14 protein-coding genes and 2 tRNA genes are annotated in these 18,388 nt (G+C 56.8%); 7 read left to right on the forward strand and 9 right to left on the reverse strand.

The features are described 5' to 3' along the window. Positions 1-85 precede the first annotated feature (85 nt). Entirely contained in the window at positions 86-1,522 is a 1,437-nt protein-coding gene (sbcB, locus tag BJ885_RS11755; protein WP_375714066.1) for an exodeoxyribonuclease I, read from the reverse strand. A gap of 198 nt (positions 1,523-1,720) precedes the next feature. Between sbcB and dacD the strand changes: the two genes are divergently transcribed. The 4 genes from dacD to BJ885_RS11775 all read left to right on the forward strand — a co-directional run bounded on the left by dacD (position 1,721) and on the right by BJ885_RS11775 (position 5,125). Further along, positions 1,721-2,887, forward strand: coding sequence for a serine-type D-Ala-D-Ala carboxypeptidase DacD (dacD, locus tag BJ885_RS11760; RefSeq protein WP_045887846.1), 1,167 nt, complete (start codon positions 1,721-1,723; stop codon positions 2,885-2,887). 119 nt (positions 2,888-3,006) lie between these two features. After that, positions 3,007-3,480, forward strand: coding sequence for a DNA gyrase inhibitor SbmC (gene sbmC / locus BJ885_RS11765; protein WP_029739252.1), 474 nt, complete (start codon positions 3,007-3,009; stop codon positions 3,478-3,480). Positions 3,481-3,572: 92 nt separating this feature from the next. After that, positions 3,573-4,631 carry an FUSC family protein gene (locus BJ885_RS11770; protein ID WP_023312358.1) on the forward strand — a complete coding sequence of 353 codons (1,059 nt, stop codon included), beginning with the start codon at positions 3,573-3,575 and terminating at the stop codon, positions 4,629-4,631. A 158-nt stretch (positions 4,632-4,789) separates the two neighbouring features. After that, positions 4,790-5,125, forward strand: a complete 336-nt coding sequence (locus tag BJ885_RS11775) for a DUF496 family protein (protein WP_008499467.1) — start codon at positions 4,790-4,792, stop codon at positions 5,123-5,125. A gap of 47 nt (positions 5,126-5,172) precedes the next feature. Here BJ885_RS11775 and BJ885_RS11780 read toward each other — a convergent pair whose 3' ends face one another. Then, entirely contained in the window at positions 5,173-5,508 is a 336-nt protein-coding gene (locus tag BJ885_RS11780) for a gamma-glutamylcyclotransferase family protein (protein WP_121931990.1), read from the reverse strand. A 53-nt stretch (positions 5,509-5,561) separates the two neighbouring features. Further along, positions 5,562-5,637, reverse strand: a tRNA-Asn gene (locus tag BJ885_RS11785). A gap of 161 nt (positions 5,638-5,798) precedes the next feature. Between BJ885_RS11785 and emmdR the strand changes: the two genes are divergently transcribed. After that, positions 5,799-7,253: a multidrug efflux MATE transporter EmmdR gene (gene emmdR / locus BJ885_RS11790; protein WP_121931991.1), complete on the forward strand. Its 1,455-nt coding sequence runs from the start codon at positions 5,799-5,801 to the stop codon at positions 7,251-7,253. A gap of 103 nt (positions 7,254-7,356) precedes the next feature. Then, a tRNA-Asn gene (locus BJ885_RS11795) sits at positions 7,357-7,432 on the forward strand. 142 nt (positions 7,433-7,574) lie between these two features. Here the strand turns inward: BJ885_RS11795 and BJ885_RS11800 are convergent. The 3 genes from BJ885_RS11800 to shiA form a co-directional block, all read right to left on the reverse strand. Beyond that, entirely contained in the window at positions 7,575-9,341 is a 1,767-nt protein-coding gene (locus BJ885_RS11800) for an aminopeptidase P family protein (protein WP_121931992.1), read from the reverse strand. A gap of 15 nt (positions 9,342-9,356) precedes the next feature. Then, a complete protein-coding gene (locus BJ885_RS11805) occupies positions 9,357-10,811 on the reverse strand; it encodes an AMP nucleosidase (protein ID WP_121931993.1) in 1,455 nt (484 codons plus the stop codon). A gap of 73 nt (positions 10,812-10,884) precedes the next feature. Further along, positions 10,885-12,201 (reverse strand): shikimate transporter, encoded by a 1,317-nt coding sequence (shiA, locus tag BJ885_RS11810; RefSeq protein ID WP_121931994.1) that lies wholly within the window; start codon positions 12,199-12,201, stop codon positions 10,885-10,887. Positions 12,202-12,457: 256 nt separating this feature from the next. Here shiA and pagP point away from each other — a divergent pair, with 256 nt between their 5' ends. Continuing rightward, positions 12,458-13,033, forward strand: a complete 576-nt coding sequence (pagP, locus tag BJ885_RS11815; RefSeq protein WP_121931995.1) for a lipid IV(A) palmitoyltransferase PagP — start codon at positions 12,458-12,460, stop codon at positions 13,031-13,033. On the opposite strand, the gene BJ885_RS11820 is transcribed toward pagP, so the two are convergent. From BJ885_RS11820 to BJ885_RS11830, 3 genes are read right to left on the reverse strand one after another with little or no spacing between them, the layout of a single operon-like run. Continuing rightward, a complete protein-coding gene (locus BJ885_RS11820) occupies positions 13,030-13,995 on the reverse strand; it encodes an acyltransferase (protein ID WP_121931996.1) in 966 nt (321 codons plus the stop codon). The genes pagP and BJ885_RS11820 overlap by 4 nt on opposite strands. Further along, positions 13,992-17,054, reverse strand: coding sequence for an efflux RND transporter permease subunit (locus tag BJ885_RS11825; protein ID WP_121931997.1), 3,063 nt, complete (start codon positions 17,052-17,054; stop codon positions 13,992-13,994). Before BJ885_RS11825 ends, BJ885_RS11820 begins: the two co-directional genes overlap by 4 nt. After that, positions 17,054-18,139: an efflux RND transporter periplasmic adaptor subunit gene (locus BJ885_RS11830; RefSeq protein ID WP_183128627.1), complete on the reverse strand. Its 1,086-nt coding sequence runs from the start codon at positions 18,137-18,139 to the stop codon at positions 17,054-17,056. Before BJ885_RS11830 ends, BJ885_RS11825 begins: the two co-directional genes overlap by 1 nt. Positions 18,140-18,388 lie beyond the last annotated feature (249 nt).

Below are 18,388 nucleotides of genomic sequence, written 5' to 3' on the forward strand. Positions count from 1 at the left end.
CTACAAAACGACACACCCGTAGGCCTGTGCCAGCGGGCAAAAAAAAGCCGGAGACATCGCCTCCGGCTTTTTTTATACCCCTCGCTCAGACAATCTCTTGAGCGTACTGGAACAGGGATTTCAACAGCGCCTGTTTCTCAGCATTCCCTTCATACTGGCCATAAAGCATTTCCAGCTCCTGGGCATAGCTGTTAAGAAACTCCTGAGTAAAGACATTGCGACGGTGCTGCAGCCAGCGTTCCTGCTCTGCCTCGTCCAGCGTGCCGGGGTAGTTACGCGCGCGGTAGTTAAACATCAGTTTTTCGATGCGTTTATCGGCGAAAGTAATATCCAGCGCCGGTAAGTTACGCGGCTCGGTTTGCAGAACGATATTCATCGTCGCGCGATCGGCATCGCTGAAGAAACCGTTGTAGAGCTGGGCATCCACGTTTTCTGACGGAACGAACGGCTCCGCCTCGGCAAAGATCGCGACCACTTTCTCGCGCACCTGCGGGTTATCGCGCAGCACTTTCAGGTTATCGAGGCAGTGCTGCCGGTTAATACCCAGTCTGTCCGCATCTTCCGGGCGCAGCGTATTCGCCTGCGCCAGTACCGGACATTTATTGATATGCACCAGTTTGACCGGCACCGCAGGCAGATCGCCGAGTTCATTTTTCGGTGTGTAAAGCCGTTCGCGCAGGCTATCGCTGTCGAGCTCGAGCAGCGGTGAAATATCGCCGGCTAAATCCACCATGATGACCGCATTACGATTGTCCGGATGCCAGGCCAGCGGGGCGACCCAGCTGGTATTCCCGCGCCAGGCGCCAAACATGCCGGAGATATGCACCAGGGGTTTCATCTGCGGTACGTCAATAAGGGTCATGAGCTTCTGTTTGCTGCGGTGGCTCAGCAGATACTCAAACAGCCGGGGCTGCGCGTTTTTCACCAGCTTCGCCATGGCAATGGTGGCATAGACGTCCGCCATCGCGTCATGGGCATTGCTGTGCTCGATGCCGTTGGCGCGCGTCAGGTGTTCCAGCCGGAAGCTCGTCAGCCCTTCCTCATTTTCCGGCCAGTTAATGCCCTCAGGACGCAGGGCATAACAGGCGCGCATGATGTCGAGCAAATCCCAGCGTGAATTGCGGTTCTGCCAGCTCCAGGCATAGGGATCGTAGAAGTTACGATAGAAGATGTTGCGCGTCACTTCGTCATCGAAGCGGATGTTGTTGTAACCGACCACGCAGGTATTGGGGACGGTAAACAGATCGTGGATGCGTCGGGCAAATTCTGCCTCGTTAACGCCTTTCTCGCGCGCTTCCTGAGGAGTGATCCCGGTGACCATGACCGCCCCGGGCTGCGGCAGGTAGTCATCAGCCGGTTTGCAGTAAAAGACCTCAGGCTCGCCAATAATGTTGAATTCGTCGTCGGTACGGATGGCGGCAAACTGCGCCGGTCGGTCCAGCGCCGGATGCGTGCCAAAGGTTTCGTAGTCATGAAATAAAAAAGTCGGGCGAGCGGCAGAGTCAGACACCAGTAATACCATCCTGTTAAAAAATGACGTCACTATGGTAAACGATCGTGCGGTTCAGACCGAATAAAAAGCACCGCCGTGACGCAAATTTGCGCGCCAGCTTCAGAGAAAAATCTGCGTTCTGTCACATTTTTTTGCAATTAAGCCAGGTAACGACATCAGAACTCCCGTAAAAAGGTCATCGATTTTTAATGACCTGAGGATATACCGTTGAAACGCCGTCTGTTTATTGCTGTTTCTTTACTCGCTTCGAGTGTCTCATCTGCTTTTGCGGCCGAACCACTGGATTTTTCGCCGCAGCCTCCGGCGATTCAGGCTGGCTCCTGGGTGCTGATGGACTACACGACTGGTCAGATCTTAACGGCGGGCAACGAACATCAACAACGTAATCCGGCGAGCCTGACCAAGCTGATGACGGGGTATGTGGTCGATCGGGCCATTGATAGCCATCGCATTACGCCGGACGACATTGTCACCGTCGGGCGTGACGCGTGGGCAAAAGGCAACCCGGTTTTTGACGGCTCGTCGCTGATGTTCCTGAAAGAGGGCGATCGCGTCTCCGTGCGTGACTTAAGCCGCGGTCTGATTGTCGATTCCGGCAACGACGCCTGCGTGGCGCTGGCCGATCACGTGGCGGGCGGCCAGCCGCAGTTTGTGAAGATGATGAACGACTACGTGCAGAAGCTGAACCTGCGCGATACGCACTTTGAAACCGTCCACGGGCTGGACGCACCGGGCCAGCACAGCTCGGCCTATGACCTGGCCGTACTTTCCCGGGCCATCATTCACGGCGAGCCTGAGTTTTACCATATGTACAGCGAAAAGAGCCTGACCTGGAACGGGATCACCCAGCAAAACCGTAACGGCCTGCTGTGGGATAAAACCATGAACGTGGACGGGCTTAAAACGGGGCACACCTCGGGAGCGGGCTTTAACCTGATTGCGTCCGCCGTTGACGGGCAGCGTCGTTTAATCGCGGTGGTGATGGGGGCGGACAGCCCGAAAGGGCGTGAGGACCAGGCCCGAAAACTGCTGCACTGGGGGCAGCAGAACTTCGATACGGTGCAAATTCTGCACAACGGTAAAAAAGTGGGGACAGAGCGTATCTGGTACGGCGATAAGGAGCAGGTGAAACTGGGCACCGACCAGGACTTCTGGCTGGCCCTGCCGAAAGCGGAAGTGCCGAACATCAAAGCCAAATACGTGCTGGATAAAAAAGAGCTGGAAGCGCCGATTGCTGCGCATCAACGGGTCGGGGAGATCCAGCTCTATGACCGCGACAAGGTGGTGGCGCACTGGCCGCTGGTGACGCTGGAAGCCGTTGATAAAGGTGGACTGTTTTCTCGCATGAGCGATTATCTGCATCACACGCTCTAGCGGTTGACGAGCAGACTGGCAGGGTTGCGAGTCTGCTCACATAATAAACACTTCTCGTTTGCTGAACCCTCAGAATCCGCTTTATAGTGTATGTATATACAGTAATAAATGGAGGCAGCATGGACTACAGCATCAAGCAGCAAAAGAAACGTAAGATTGCCGGTTTTCATTTGGTCGGACCGTGGGAACAAACGGTAAAACAGGGCTTTGAACAGCTGGTCATGTGGGTGGACGGGCGCCACATTGAGCCGCTGGAGTGGGTTGCGGTCTACTACGATAATCCGGATGAGGTCCCGGCAGAAAAACTGCGCTGCGATACGGCCGTTACGGTACCGGATGATTTCGTTATCCCGGAAAACAGCGAAGGCGTCATGATGACGGAAATCGCGGCCGGGGATTATGCCGTGGCGACGGCGCGCGTTGAAAACTACGACTTCGCCACGCCGTGGTATCAGTTCTTTAATTCCCTGCTGCAGGACAATAAGTACCAGATGGCGCTCAAACCCTGCTTCGAGCGCTATCTCAATGACGGCAATGCAGACGGCTACTGGGATATCGAAATGTATATCGCGGTAGAGCATAAAACGGCTTAAGCCTGCTAAATGAAGGGTTTTTCAGCCGGGAGCGATCCGCCCGGCTGAAAACACAGTACAATTGTGATTTGCCGTGTAGCTGGAGAGCGGGTGTGCGTCCCGACAAATCATTAACCCCTTTTGAAATTCGGTTGTACAAACATTACCGCGTGGTGCACGGGTGTCGCATCGCGCTGGCTTTCGTATTGACGTTTGTGCTGGTCCGTTTGCTGGATGTTCCGGAAGGGACGTGGCCGCTGATCACGCTGGTGGTGGTGATGGGGCCCATCTCGTTTTGGGGAAACGTTGTTCCGCGCGCCTTTGAGCGAATTGGCGGGACGGTTTTAGGCTCGGCCCTTGGGCTTATCGCCCTGAAGCTGGAGCTCATCTCATTTCCCGTGATGCTGGCATGGTGCGGTGCCGCCATGTTCCTGTGCGGCTGGCTGGCGCTGGGTAAGAGGCCGTATCAGGCGCTGCTGATTGGTATTACGCTCGCGGTGGTTGTCGGTGCGCCCGCCGGGGATATGACCACCGCGCTGTGGCGAAGCGGGGATGTCATCCTGGGGTCACTGCTGGCCATGCTCTTCACCGGTATCTGGCCGCAGCGGGCTTTTCTGCACTGGCGTATTCAGATGGCGAACTACGTCACCGCCTTTAACCGCGTCTATCAGGCCGGTTTTTCCCCGAATCTGGTTGAGCGTCCCCGGCTGGAAAAGCATCTGCAAACGATCCTCAACGACGTGGTCAAAATGCGCGGCCTGATCACGCCCGCCAGCAAAGAAACCCATATTCAGAAATCGATTTTCGAAGCCATCCAGACGGTAAGCCGCAATCTGGTCTGCATGCTTGAACTGCAGATCAACGCGCACTGGGCCTCGCGTCCCAGCCATCTGTTGATGCTTAACGCGCAGACCCTTAAAGAGACCCAGCAGATGACGCAGCAAACGCTGTTGACCATCGCCCATGCGCTCTATGAAGGGAACCCGCAGCCGATACTGGCCAACAGCGAGCGGCTGAATGAGATCGTTGCGGAGCTGAAGCAGCTAATCAATGAGCGCCAAAGCGATAACGTGGCGGAAACGCCTATTCATGGCTATGTCTGGCTGAGCATGGAACTGGCGCGGCAGCTTGAGCTGTTATCGCACCTTATTTGCCGGGCGCTGCGCAAATAAAAGGCGTATGTGACGCCTGCTGCTTCGATTCAGCAGCAATTGGGGTTATGATAGCTTTAAACGATATACTCATTGTCATTCGCAGCCGCTGTCAGTAAGGTTATTGTTACAACGGTTGCCTTAACGAATCCGAATCTCACATTATCAGGGGTGTAAAAATGGAAACTACCAAGCCTTCGTTCCAGGATGTTCTGGAATTCGTCCGCCTGTTCCGCCGCAAAAACAAGCTGCAGCGTGAAATCCAGGACGTTGAGAAGAAGATCCGTGACAACCAGAAACGTGTTCTGCTGCTCGACAACCTGAGCGACTACATCAAGCCAGGTATGAGCGTTGAAGCTATTCAGGGCATCATCGCCAGCATGAAGAGCGACTATGAAGACCGCGTTGATGACTACATCATCAAAAATGCTGAGCTGTCCAAAGAGCGTCGCGACATCTCCAAGAAGCTGAAAGTGATGGGCGAAATCAAAAACGGCGAAGCAAAAAGCGAGTAATCGCAGCGAATAGTGAAAAAGGCTCTCTGGTGACAGAGAGCCTTTTTTTATGATTCAGAACGCGGCTGTAGCTGATAAATCCAGGCCTTAACCTGCTTGCCTTCAAGGGTGGTCACCGTGACCTCAACCCGATCGTAACCGTCTTCAAATTCGTCCAGCATTTGCCAGTGTGCGGCAAGGTTATCCGAGATAAACAGATAGCCTTCGACGCGGGGTCCGTCAGGGTGGAGCACAATTCCCGGGAAGTCCGCCGCTGCGCCCCAGCCGCGTTCGTAAAACGTGCCGGATACGGAACCGGCCAGCCATTCGCCGCCAATGTTTTCAAGAATATGCGCATTAGAGTGGCCCGGGCGCAGCGTGCCGTAGACAAACAGAGCGTTCATTTTCCCTCATCCGCAAAGCAAAAAGCCTGCTTTAAAAGCAGGCTTTTTAAATTTGGCTCCTCTGACTGGACTCGAACCAGTGACATACGGATTAACAGTCCGCCGTTCTACCGACTGAACTACAGAGGAATCGTTGTGGACGCTTATCTTAGCGGCGAAAAAACTTTTGTCAAACCTGATCTTAGGGAAAATCGACTGATTGCTGATTCTGTCGTCAGTTTGTTGTAAATCAACACATCTTTTTCTGGAAAATACTTTGCAGGATTAGCATTTGTCCCCCATCATTTGAAATGGAGTTTCAACTTTTCTCGCTAAGGTCCATTTTGAACGTCACTGCCTCCTTACGCCAGGCGATAACGCGCACGCCGTGGTATGCAAAACGTAAAAGCTATCGTGTCCTGTTCTGGCGTGAAATCACCCCTCTTGCCGTGCCTATCTTCCTGGAAAATACCTGCGTTCTGCTGATGGGGGTTTTGAGCACCTTCCTGGTTAGCTGGCTGGGGAAAGAGGCGATGGCAGGGGTTGGGCTGGCGGACAGCTTTAACATGGTGGTGATCTCGTTCTTTGCCGCCATAGATCTCGGGACGACGGTGGTGGTGGCTTTTAGCCTCGGCAAGCTTGATCCCAAACGTGCACGCGAGGCGGCACGCCAGTCGCTGATGATCATGACCATTTTTTCGATCGTTCTGGCGGCGGTGATCCACTATTTCGGTAAAGAGATTATCGACTTTGTCGCCGGGGAGGCCACGAACGAGGTTAAAGACCTGGCGCTGACCTATCTGGAGATGACCGTCTTAAGCTATCCGGCGGCTGCCATTGCGCTGATTGGCAGCGGCGCGCTGCGCGGGGCGGGCAACACCAAAATTCCGCTGCTGATCAATGGCGGGATGAATATCCTGAATATCATTATCAGCAGCGTGCTGATCTACGGCGTGTTCTCGTGGGAGGGGCTGGGGTTCGTTGGTGCCGGACTGGGGTTAACCATTTCACGCTATATCGGTGCGGTAGCCATCATTGGGGTGCTGATGGCGGGGATCACCCCCTCGCTGCGTCTGACGCTGAAAAGCTATTTCCGTCCCTTTAATTTCGCCATTATCTGGGAAGTGATGGGGATCGGCATTCCCGCGAGCATTGAATCGGTGTTGTTCAACGGCGGGAAGCTGCTCACGCAGATGTTTGTCGCCGGGATGGGGACCGACGTTATCGCCGGTAACTTTATCGCCTTTTCTATTGCCTCGCTGATTAACCTGCCGGGTAACGCGCTGGGTTCGGCATCGACCATCATTACGGGTAAACGGCTCGGGAAAGGGCAGATAGGCCAGGCGGAGCGGCAGCTGCGGCACGTCTTCTGGCTGTCGACCATTGGGCTGACGCTGATCGCCTGGGGAACCGCGCCGTTTGCCGGGCTGATGGCCTCGTTCTATACCCACGAAGACGACGTTAAAGAGGTCGTTAAGATCCTCATCTGGCTCAACGCGGCCTTCATGCCCATCTGGGCGGCCTCATGGGTATTGCCCGCCGGGCTGAAAGGGGCGCGCGATGCCCGCTTTGCGATGTGGGTATCGATGCTCGGCATGTGGGGATGTCGCGTTGTCGCGGGGTATACGCTCGGGGTGATGCTCGGATGGGGTGTGGTCGGCGTCTGGCTGGGGATGTTCCTCGACTGGGCCGTGCGGGGCGCGCTGTTCTACTGGCGGATGGTCAGCGGGCGCTGGCTGTGGAAATATCCGCGGAAAAATGCCTGACAATTGCGCGAAGTGGAGAATAATTCGGCAAACGATCGGAAATGTGCATTCTGCCTTTGACATCCCGGGGGAGCATCGATAATATGCGCCCCGTTCACACGATTCCTCTGTAGTTCAGTCGGTAGAACGGCGGACTGTTAATCCGTATGTCACTGGTTCGAGTCCAGTCAGAGGAGCCAAATTTGAAAAGCCTGCTTTTAAAGCAGGCTTTTTGCTTTTCTGCGAAAGGTAAATGCAAAACGGCAACCTTGTTGCCGTTTTTACTGTGTGCACCCTCTCCCGTGGGAGAGGGTTGGGGTGAGGGCACCAGACCGCACGAAATTACACACTAATCGGCGCCGTCGCCTCAACCAGCCACGGACGCGCATCGCTATTCACCAGAGGTAACAGCGCCTCACGTACCTGCCGGTGATACGCATCCAGCCACTGTTTCTCCTGCTCGCTCAGCAGATGCAGCTCAACCTGACTTAAGCCGATCGGGATCAGCGTCAGCGAGGCAAATCTGCAGAACCCCGGACGGCTCTCCACAATCTCCACCTGGTTTTCAATACGAATACCGTGGCTATCGCCCAGATAGTAGCCCGGCTCGATAGTCATGATATTGCCCGCCACCAGCGGCCACGGGTTGACCTTTTTGGCGATGCGATGCGGGTTCTCATGGATCAGCAGCTGGTGCCCCACGCCGTGCCCCGTGCCGTGATCGTAATCCAGCCCCATCTCCCACAGCGGGCGACGCGCAAACGCATCCAGCTGATGCCCCTGAGTCCCGGAAGGAAACTGCAGGGTAATGAGCGACAGGAAGCCTCTCAGCACGGCAGTGTAGTGCAGGCGCTGCTGCGGATCGACTTTGCCCCACGCCAGCGTGCGCGTGGCGTCGGTGGTGCCGTTAGCATACTGGCCGCCGGAATCGTTCAGGTAAAAATGGTCATGGCCGATAGGCTTATTGCTGGCCTCGCTCGAATGGTAGTGGCACATCGCCGCATTGCTCGAAGAGGCGGAAATGGTTTCAAAACTCTGCTCGATGAACCCGGGCTGCTGTTGACGGAACGCAAGCTGCTGCGCCTGTGCGTCAAGCTCGGTGAGCGGTTGCCCAGCCGCCTCGCGCAGCGGCACTTCACGGCTCAGCCAGGTGAGGAAGTTGACCCACGCGGCCCCGTCCTGGTGATGGCACTCGCGATAGCCTGCCAGCTCGACCGGGTTTTTAGTCGCTTTCATCAGGGTGATGGGGTCGGTCCGCCAGACAATTTCTCCCCGTGGCTCAATGGCGAAGCGCAGTGCCACCGGCGCGGAATCGGCATCAACCATCACCCGTTTTCCTACAGCAATCTGCTGGCAGCGTTCAATAAAGGTATCCTGCGGGGCAACGGTAAACGCATTGCGCACATTACCAGGCAGGGCGCTGAGCTTATTGTCGTTAACAAACCACTCAACGTGACCGTCACGACCGAGAAGGGCAAAGGAGAGCGGTACCGGGCTGTAGGGAATATCCGCACCGCGCACGTTTAGCAGCCAGGCGATGTTATCCGGCAGGGTAACGGCGAGATAATCCGCATTGTTTGCGGCCAGCACGGCGGCGACGCGCTGGCGTTTGTCCGCGCTGCGTTCGCCGCTGTGTTCAACCGGCATTTCACGGATAAGCCCCGCCGGCGCGGCAGGGCGATCGGTCCATAGCGTATCAAACGGCGAGGCTTTCAGAGGCACCAGCTCGCACTGCGTAGCAGACAGTTGCTCAAACTCCGAGTTGGTCATCAGCAGCGCGTCAAAACCGATGCGCGTTCCTGCCGCAACGTTTTCTGCAAGCCATTCTGCCAGCGGCTCGTTGTGCAGGTGGTGGATCTCAACCTCATCCATATTGACCTGAACGCGGGCCTGAACCTGATAGCGCCCGTCGACGAACAGCAGCGCTTTGTTTTTCAACACCAGCGCCACGCCGGCCGAGCCGTCAAAGCCCGTCAGCCAGGCCAGCTTTTCGTCGTAGGGCGCGCAGTATTCGCTCTGCCAGGCATCCGCGCGCGGGACGATCATCCCGTCGAGTTGACTGGCCTCAAGCCAGTGGCGCAGGGCAGAGAGCGGTGATGTGGTGTGCATGGTTTATCCTTGTTATTAGCGGAACGGCGGCTCGTTGAAGGTGCGCAGCTTGCGCGAATGCAGCTTGTCGCCCTCCGCGCGAAGTAAATCAATCGCACGAATACCAATCTGCAGATGCTCTGAGATAGCCCCTTCATAGAAACGGTTGGCCTGGCCCGGCAGCTTAATTTCCCCGTGCAGCGGCTTATCGGAGACGCACAGCAGCGTGCCGTAAGGAACGCGGAAGCGATATCCCTGGGCGGCGATGGTGGCGCTCTCCATATCGATCGCCACCGCGCGGCTCAGGTTGAACCGCAGCGCGGAGGCGGAGTAGCGCAGCTCCCAGTTGCGGTCATCCGTTGTGACGACCGTGCCGGTGCGCAGGCGCTGTTTAACCTCTTCACCCGGCATGCCGCTGACCTCTTTGGTAGCGTCATAAAGCGCGCGCTGTACTTCGGCGATGCTCGGGATTGGGATGTCTGGCGGCAGGACCGCATCAAGCACGTGGTCATCGCGCAGATAGGCGTGTGCCAGCACGTAGTCGCCAATCAGCTGGCTTTCGCGCAGGCCGCCGCAGTGGCCAATCATCAGCCACACGTCCGGGCGCAGTACCGCCAGATGGTCGCAGATGGTCTTGGCATTTGACGGGCCCACGCCGATGTTGATCAGGGTGATGCCCTGACCGTCGGCGGTGATCAGGTGCCAGGCGGGCATCTGGTGCTTTTTCCACGCCAGGTCGGAAATGGCCTGCTCGGGCGCTTCGGTCTCCGCGGTGATCCAGATCCCGCCCGCGCAGGACAGCGCGATGTACGGGCTCTCCGGGTCGAGGATCTGACTGCAGCCCCAGCGGACAAACTCATCAACGTAGCGGGTGTAGTTGGTAAAGAGCACGAACGGCTGGAAATGTTCGACTGGCGTACCGGTGTAGTGGCGCAGGCGCGCCAGGGAGAAATCGACCCGGCGGGCATCAAAATGCGACAGGGGAGAAAATTCTGCCGGGTGATAAATCCCGTCGGCCGTCTCATCGCCAATCTGTGAAAGTTCTGTCGTCGGGAAGTGGCGGGTCAGCCCCGCGCTCATGGAGCGGTCAAGGGTTAACGCCGAACCGTCAATCACGTAGGGATACGGGATCTCATGCTGCGAGGGCTCAACGGCAATGTGCGCGCCGTAATCCTGGTACAGCAGCGTGAGTTGTTCTTCAAGATACGGGCGGAACAGCGCAGGGCGGGTGACGGTGGTGCTGTAGCAGCCGGAGTGGGTAAAGCGCGCGTAGGCGCGGGTTTTGGGATTACTGCTGGCGCTGCCGTCCCAGGTCACAGAGAGCGATGGATAAACAAAAAGGCCCTCGGTTCTGGCCTTTTGGTCGGGAAGTTTCCCTGTTTCGATATATTCGCTGATGGCGCCGCGCAGCGAGTTGACGGACTGTTCGTACAGCGCGTCGAGTTTTTCCAGCGCCTGAGCCGGGGTCAGGCTGGAGCCCTTATTATTCATCTCTGTCTCCTTGTTCCACAGGTGTGCGACTCTACCCGATAGTATGTCACACGCCCGTGAAACAAAAGGGAGATCAGCCGTGGCTCGTCTCTTTCATAAGCAGCGCCGTCGCTGCCGACAGCAGGCAGCCGGCCAGCAGATAAATCGCCACGCTGTGCCAGTTGCCGCCGGAGAAGGTCACCAGCGCGGCCGCAATAAACGGCGTAAATCCGCCGCCGACCACGCTTGCGACCTGGTAGCCCACGCCCGCGCCGCTGTAGCGGTAGCTTGCGCCAAACAGCTCGGTGAACATCGGCTGCTGCACGCACACCACCATATCGTGAGCGATGTTGGCGAGCATGATGGCGAAGAAGACAATCCAGAAAATCGACTGCGCTTCGAGCGCCATAAAGAACGGCCAGGCGCTGAGGCTACCAATCAGCGCCCCGGTGATGTAAACGCGACGGCGGCCAAACCGGTCCGCCAGCCACGCGAAGCAGGGGATTGTCAGGCAACTGATCCCGCCGACCAGCAGGCCAATATTCAGGAACAGCTCGCGCGGCAGACCGAGGTTCTGCGTCGAGTAGTTCAGGGCAAACGCGGTGACGATATACATCGTCAGCAGCTCGCACAGGCGCAGGGCGATAATTTTCAGAAAAGCGCCAGGGTGCTGAACCAGCGCTTCCATCACAGGCAGACGCTTTTTGGCGAGCGGTTTTTCCAGCTGTTGTTTTTCAAACTCAGCCGACTCCTCCATCCCGTTACGGATCCACAGTGCGGCGATGACCAGCACGATGCTGAAGATGAACGGAATGCGCCAGCCCCAGCTCAGGAACTGTTCGTCGGTAGTAAGCTGGCTGATTAGCGATACCAGCCCGGTGGAAAGCAGCAGGCCTACGCCGTACCCGACCTGTACGCCGCTGCTGTAAAACGCTTTCCTGTGCTTCGGCGCGCTCTCAACGGACAGCAGCGCCGCGCCGCCCCATTCGCCGCCCACGGCGAAGCCCTGGATGGCGCGCAGGGTGACCAGCAGTACCGGCGCCCACCAGCCGATGGAGGCAAACGAGGGGAGAATACCGATAAGCGCGGTGGCGATCCCCATCATCCAGACGGTGAGCATCAGCATGCGCTTGCGGCCAAGACGGTCGCCGAAGTGGCCGAATATCACCCCGCCCAGCGGGCGAAACAGGAAGCCGACGCCGAAGGTGGCAAATGCGGCGAGCGTGCCCATTGCAGGGCTGACCTGAGGAAAAAACTCGCGGTTAAACACCAGGGCGGCAGTGATGCCGTAAAGCAGAAAATCATACCAGTCGACGACGGCACCCGCGAAGCTGCCTAAGGCCGCGCGGCGGGCACGATTGAGCGAAGGTGTCTCCTCGTTGGGACGATCGGAGATGAGGGTGGAGTCCATAGTTGTCCTGTCCATACTGATTTTTAATTATTGGTATAAGAAAAGGTCACTCACAAAGCAGCCGTCGTATCAACGGAACCTATGAGACTACCGCGACAAAACGCCTGAGAAAACGTTTTTATCTTTCCGGAAGGCGCTGAATAAATAAATTTCATCTTCCCCTACCTCGATATAAATCAGTCTGTTTGGCTCCGGTTAGTGCTGAATGGATTACAGTTATAGATACCGCTGCGCGGCCTAAGCTGAGGGAATAACGATGCAACGCACCTTTTCGGCATTCTGGATGGTCCTGTTTTTATTCGTCGCACCGCTTAACGCGGCGCCCAACGTCTACGGTGAGCAACGCATCAGCGGCTGGTGGAATGCGCTGACGGATGATATCTCACAGACCTGGGAAGAGCCTCAACGTTACGACCTGTACCTGCCGTTCCTGAGCTGGCACGCCCGCTTTATGTACGACAAAGAAAAAACGGACAATTACAATGAAATGCCGTGGGGCGGCGGGCTGGGCGTTTCCCGCTATAACGAAGAGGGCAACTGGAGCGCGCTGTTCGCGATGATGTTCAAGGACTCGCACAACGAATGGCAGCCCGCGATGGGCTATGGCTGGGAGAAGGGCTGGTATCTGGATAATGCCAAAGATTTCCGCCTTGGGCTCGGCGCCGCGGCGGGCATCACGGCGCGAGATGATTTTGCAAACTATGTCCCGCTACCGTTCATCTTCCCGCTTTTTTCGGCCGGGTATAAGCGCGTTACCGTTCAGTTCACCTATATTCCCGGGACGTATAACAACGGCAACGTGCTCTTTGCCTGGCTGCGCTTAGGCTTTTAAAGGGTGATCACCTTTTTTGCCACGGCGTTAGACAATACCAGCATGGAGAAGAGAACAGAGGTAATGAAAGTGAGCACAATCAGCGCCAGCTTCATGCCGAGAGAGGTCACCGGTATCAGCGCCGTCAGCAGATGAAACACCGAGTAGTGCACAATATACACGCCGGTCATCGTTTTGCTGATGGCGGCCAGAATGGACTCCTTAAATTCAGCGTTGCGGCGAAAGCGCACGCCGTTCGCCGCAATCACCAGCGCGATGATCAAAATGTAAATTTGAGAGCCGGTGAGAATAAAGGCGTTTCTGTCCGCCTTGAACAGCGCGAAGAAGAAGTGGCGCTCGTAAAACCAGGTGAAGAGGTAGATAAACGGGATGGCGACAACCGCCGCCCTTACCACATTTTTGCGGCTAATCCACTCGGCGACTTTCGGGTCGCAGAAAAGTTGCCCCGTCAGATAAAACAGCAGCCACGTCCACAGCCGATACTGCGGTGAAAGAGAAAGGGCGTGCGCTTCAGGATAGAGCGCCGATAGCAGATCGTATCCGTAGGAAAAGAGCAGCAGGGCGGCAATCGCGCCGCAGAACAGCGATCGCCGCTGGCTGAGCCATTCCACCGCCGGGTGGAAGGTGTAAATCACCACAAACGCAAACACGAACCAGGGCTGGATTAAATACCCGCGCTGATAGGGCTCCCACAGGTAGTAGATCGTTATCCAGAACAGAAAAACAATCACCAGACTTTTAATTTTACCCAGCTGCCAGCGGGTGCCGTGCCGTGATTGTCCGTCGAGATAGCCCGCAACGACAAAAAACAGCGGCGTGGCAATCGTCGAGATAAAGGTTAAAAACCCCAGGATCCAGTGATAGTCGTAATCATAATGATCCCAGGTGTTGTAGATGGTAAAGAAGGTCACCGCCGTCATACAGCCCAGCGTTTTGATAATGTTCAGCCCTGTCGCATTCATTGTTGTTTGGCTTCGTCCTTACGATGGAAACACGCATAGATAACGGGGAGTACCAGCAGCGTCAGGATTGTAGCAAACCCCAGTCCAAACATAATCACAACGGCCATGCTCTGGAAGAAAACGTCCAGCAGCAGCGGAGCCAGGCCGAGTACGGTCGTAAACGCGGTGAGCAGAATGGGGCGCAGGCGCGAGGTCGCGGCGTACACGATCGCCTCGTGCTGATCCTTTTGCGTTTTCTGCTGTTCGATCTCTTCCACCAGCACGATGCCGTTGCGGATCAGCATGCCGCTCAGGCTCAGCAGACCAATCAGCGCCATAAAGCCAAAGGGAATGCCGGTAAGTAAAAATCCCGGCGTCACGCCAATCAGCGCCAGCGGTACTGTCAGCCAGATGGCGACCGCATTTTTCACCGAGCTGAACATCAGCACCGTAATAACAAACATCACCAGATACCCGAGAGGTAGCGTAGTGAATAGCCCTTGCTGCGCTTCGCTGGAGTTTTCCGCGTCGCCCCCCCACTCGATGCTGTAGCCGTGTGGCAGGCTAAGGGCATCAATCTGCGGCTTCACGCGGGCAAGAATGTCCCCGGAGGTTTGTTGGCTCAGCGGGTCCGGGTCCGTCTGAACCGTCAGCACCCGCGAGCGGTCGCGTCGAAGGATGAGCGGATCTTCCCACTCCAGCGAGAAGCGGCTGACGACGTTACTCAGCGGGATATACTGCTGCCGCGTCTGGCTCCACACCAGCACGTTGTTCAGGTGATTGGCGTCCAGCCGTTCGCTCTCAGGCGGGCGCACCACGACCGGGAGCAGGTCGCTGCCTTCCCGGTACAGCCCCGCCCGGCTGCCGGAGAAGTTCATCTCCAGCGCGTTATCAACGTCCTGCTTATCTACGCCAAGCTCGCGGCCCAGGGCGGCAACGTACTGTGGGCGGATCACCTTGCTGCGGTTTTGCCAGTCGTTCCTGACGCTGCCCGTGGCCGGGTCGCGCGTGAGGATATCGTCCACCTGGCTGGCTATCAGACGCAGCCGGTCAGGGTCGGGGCCTTTAATGCGCACCTCAATGGCGCTGTCGCCGGAGGGGCCAAACATGACGCGTTTGGTGCTGGCGTTGACCTGCGGATAGTTCCGCGCGATGTACTCATCAACGTGGCGGGTCAAGGGAGAAATGTTACGCTGGTCATCCATTCTTACCATGATTTGGGCATAGTTGCTGTACTGGCGCTGTCCGCTGTAGGTCAGAATAAAGCGCATACTTCCCTGACCAATGGTTGAGACGGTGGTCTCCACGCCAGGCTGGCCATTGATCGTCTTTTCGATATCGCCGGTCATTTTCTCAGTCCACTTGATATCCGTACCGTAGGGTAACCACAGGTCGACAAAGAAAATCGGCGTATTAGACGACGGGAAAAAGTTTTGCCGTACGGCGCCGAAGCCCCAGACAGACGCGGCCAGCAGCGCAGCCATCACAATGAGCGCCGGTGCCTTATGGTGCAGCAGCGTGTTAAGCAGGCGCTTGTAGGCGCGGTAGAGGCGTTTGTCGTAAGGATCTGACTCGTCGGTTTTATCGGGCGCGCTGTCGTTTTTAAACAACCACCACTTAATCAGCACCGGGGTGAGGGTGAGCGCCGAGAACCAGCTCAGCATCAGGGAAATCAGCAGCACCTGGAACAGGGATTTACAGTATTCCCCGGTGGAATCCTGCGACAGCCCGATAGGGGCAAACGCCAGGATGGCAATCACCGTCGCCCCCAGCAGCGGCAGGGCGGAGCGGCGGATGATGTAGTTCACGGCGGTTAGCAGCGGGGAGCCCTGCTGTCGGGCAATCAACACCCCTTCGACAATCACGATGGCGTTATCCACCAGCATGCTGAGGGCGATAATCAGCGCCCCGAGCGAGATGCGCTGCAGCTCAATGCCCCACAGATACATAATCAGCAGCGTGCCCAGCACGTTAAGCGCGAGAGAAAACGCAATGATGATCCCGCTGCGTACGCCCATAAAGACCAGCAGCACGCCGATGACAATCGCCAGCGCCATCAGAAAGTTAATAATAAAACCGTTAACGGAGTGGCCCACTTCGGCTGCCTGATCGTAAAACAGGTCTATCTGTATGCCCGCCGGTTTTTCCGCCGACATCTGATTTAGCTTCGCCTCCAGCGCGTGGCCCACGTCGATAACGTTCACGCCGGGAATAAACGAGACGCCCATGGTAACGGCTTTTTTGCCGTTGGCATGGTAGATACTGGCCGGCGATTCGTTCAGCCCGCGCGACAGCGTGGCGATATCCCGCAGACGCGTCGCCGCCCCGGTGCCGGAAGGCGTGATGATGATATCCGCCAGTTCATCAAGATTCTCGAACTCACCGGTCGGGTGCAGGCGAATGGATTCCGTGCCGGAGGTGATTTCTCCGGCGCTGGAAACGACGTTAAGTCTGCTGAGCAGGGCGGAAAGCTGGTTCAGCGTAATGCCGCGCGCGGTCATTTTGGTCAGGGAGATATCGATATTGACCTGTTGGCTAATGGCCCCGCCGATGGCGACCTTCGCGACGCCGGGGATCAGAATTAACTCCCGGCGCAGCTGCTCCGCATATCTCACCAGCTCAGGATTACTGAATTCATCTCCGGAAATGGCGAAGAAGAAGCCGAACACGTCGCCGAAATCATCATTCACAAAGGGCGTGACGACGCCGGGCGGGAACAGACGCGAGGCATCGCCCACGCGGCGGCGCAGTTCATCCCAAATCTGCGGCAGCTCGTTCGAGTGATAGCGAGAAGCGATGTTAACGGTGATTTGCGACAGACCGTTTGAAGAGATGGAGCTCACGTTGTCCAGATAAGGCAGCTGCTGAAGGGCATTCTCCAGCGGAAGCGTCACCTCTTCTTCCACCTGCTGAGCGGATGCGCCGGGGTAGTGGGTTACCACCACAGCGGTTTTGATGGTAAAGGCGGGATCTTCCAGCCTGCCGATATTCAACAGGGCGAAAATCCCCCCGATGCCCAGCAGCAGGATCGTTAGCCAGACGCGAACAGGGTTATTAATAAATTGACGAGAGATATCCATTACAGTCCCCGTTCACGCGTCCAGATACGCACCGGCTGGTTAGCATGGAGCTCCCCAACGCCCGCGGCCACCACGCGTTCGCCCGCCTTAAGCCCGCTGGTAATCACCACCCCTTCGGTGCTCACTTGCCCCACGCTGACCTTGCGGTCTTCGAGATGGAGCGCGTCGCCTTCGCCCGTTACGACCCAGACGTGCGGCTCGTTGCGAGGGCTGTTGTCCGGGTTAAAGACTGCCTCAACCGGTACGACCAGCGCCTGAGCATCCGCGCCCGCCGGGAGGTTGGTTAAATTGATGGTCACCGTACCGCTTACGCCACCGACGGCGGGAAAATCATCTGGCCGCGGCATGGTGAGTATCACTTGCCAGGTCAGGGTATTGCTGTCGCTGCTGCCCGAGTGCTCTTTGTAGACGGCGGTAAATTCCCGATCCGGCATGGCGTTAATTCTCACCACGGGGCGATACTGCGCGTTGCGAATATCAAAGGTCTTAAACAGGTTTTCAGGGATGCTGAACACCACGTCCAGCAGGTCGGTGCGGGTTAACGTCGCGATGGGCTGGCCGGGGGACACTACCTGATGATTTCGCACGTGCACGCTGGCCGCCGTCCCGCTGAAGGGGGCAACGAGCGTCATCTGATTCAGCTCTTCCCGGGCAATCTGCAGCGCCGCATTCGCCGAATCGCGGTTCGCGCGCTGCACGTCCATTTCTGCTTTCGAAATCGCCTGGCGGCCTGCCAGCGTCTGGAAGCGGTCGAACTGCCTCTGGGCCAGCGTCGCCGCCGTTTGTCTGTCGTTAACCCGCTGCTGGGCTTCACGGGCGTTCAGTCTGGCAAGCTGTTGCCCCTGCTTGATGGCTGCGCCCTGACGCACATCGAGCGCTTCAATTTGACCGGCGCGCTTGAAGGAAAGGTCTGTGGCATCGCCCGATTCAATGCGGGCGGGAAAAACGCGCTGCTGGGCGTGACCAGGAACCGTCACCTCCGCCACTTTTACCATCCTGGGAAGGGGGGAAGCTTGCTTCGGTTTTGGGTCGCACGCCGTGAGCGTTAACAAAACGAACGGTAAAAGAGAGAGATAGCGGTTCACTGTATTCCCCTAATAAATAACTGTTTTATTTATTCCATAACCTGGACAGGGGTGACACTATTCTGCCAGAACAGTGACGACCATATAGGTAAATAAACCAATCGCCGTGCTGGCGATAATGGCAAGCGCAATAAACATACCCAGACGGATCAGGCTTAAACCATACATACATTCCTCCATGAGCCGGAAGCGGTAGCTGACTATGAGCATAGTCGGCGAAAAGATAAATGTTAAATAACCATTATCAGT

Origin of the sequence: Enterobacter sp. WP_7_1 (assembly GCF_003688535.1) — a bacterium.
In the GTDB taxonomy this organism is placed as follows: domain Bacteria; phylum Pseudomonadota; class Gammaproteobacteria; order Enterobacterales; family Enterobacteriaceae; genus Enterobacter; species Enterobacter asburiae.

Bases quoted from the DNA above. Each gene is read 5' to 3' on its own strand.
- sbcB (WP_375714066.1), bottom strand. From the start codon at position 1,522: ATGGTATTACTGGTGTCTGACTCTGCCGCTCGCCCGACTTTTTTATTT.
- emmdR (WP_121931991.1), top strand. From the start codon at position 5,799: ATGGAGTTTCAACTTTTCTCGCTAAGGTCCATTTTGAACGTCACTGCC.
- BJ885_RS11820 (WP_121931996.1), bottom strand. From the start codon at position 13,995: ATGAATGCGACAGGGCTGAACATTATCAAAACGCTGGGCTGTATGACG.
- sbmC (WP_029739252.1), top strand. From the start codon at position 3,007: ATGGACTACAGCATCAAGCAGCAAAAGAAACGTAAGATTGCCGGTTTT.
- BJ885_RS11775 (WP_008499467.1), top strand. From the start codon at position 4,790: ATGGAAACTACCAAGCCTTCGTTCCAGGATGTTCTGGAATTCGTCCGC.
- BJ885_RS11800 (WP_121931992.1), bottom strand. From the start codon at position 9,341: ATGCACACCACATCACCGCTCTCTGCCCTGCGCCACTGGCTTGAGGCC.
- BJ885_RS11780 (WP_121931990.1), bottom strand. From the start codon at position 5,508: ATGAACGCTCTGTTTGTCTACGGCACGCTGCGCCCGGGCCACTCTAAT.
- pagP (WP_121931995.1), top strand. From the start codon at position 12,458: ATGCAACGCACCTTTTCGGCATTCTGGATGGTCCTGTTTTTATTCGTC.
- BJ885_RS11805 (WP_121931993.1), bottom strand. From the start codon at position 10,811: ATGAATAATAAGGGCTCCAGCCTGACCCCGGCTCAGGCGCTGGAAAAA.
- BJ885_RS11825 (WP_121931997.1), bottom strand. From the start codon at position 17,054: ATGGATATCTCTCGTCAATTTATTAATAACCCTGTTCGCGTCTGGCTA.
- shiA (WP_121931994.1), bottom strand. From the start codon at position 12,201: ATGGACTCCACCCTCATCTCCGATCGTCCCAACGAGGAGACACCTTCG.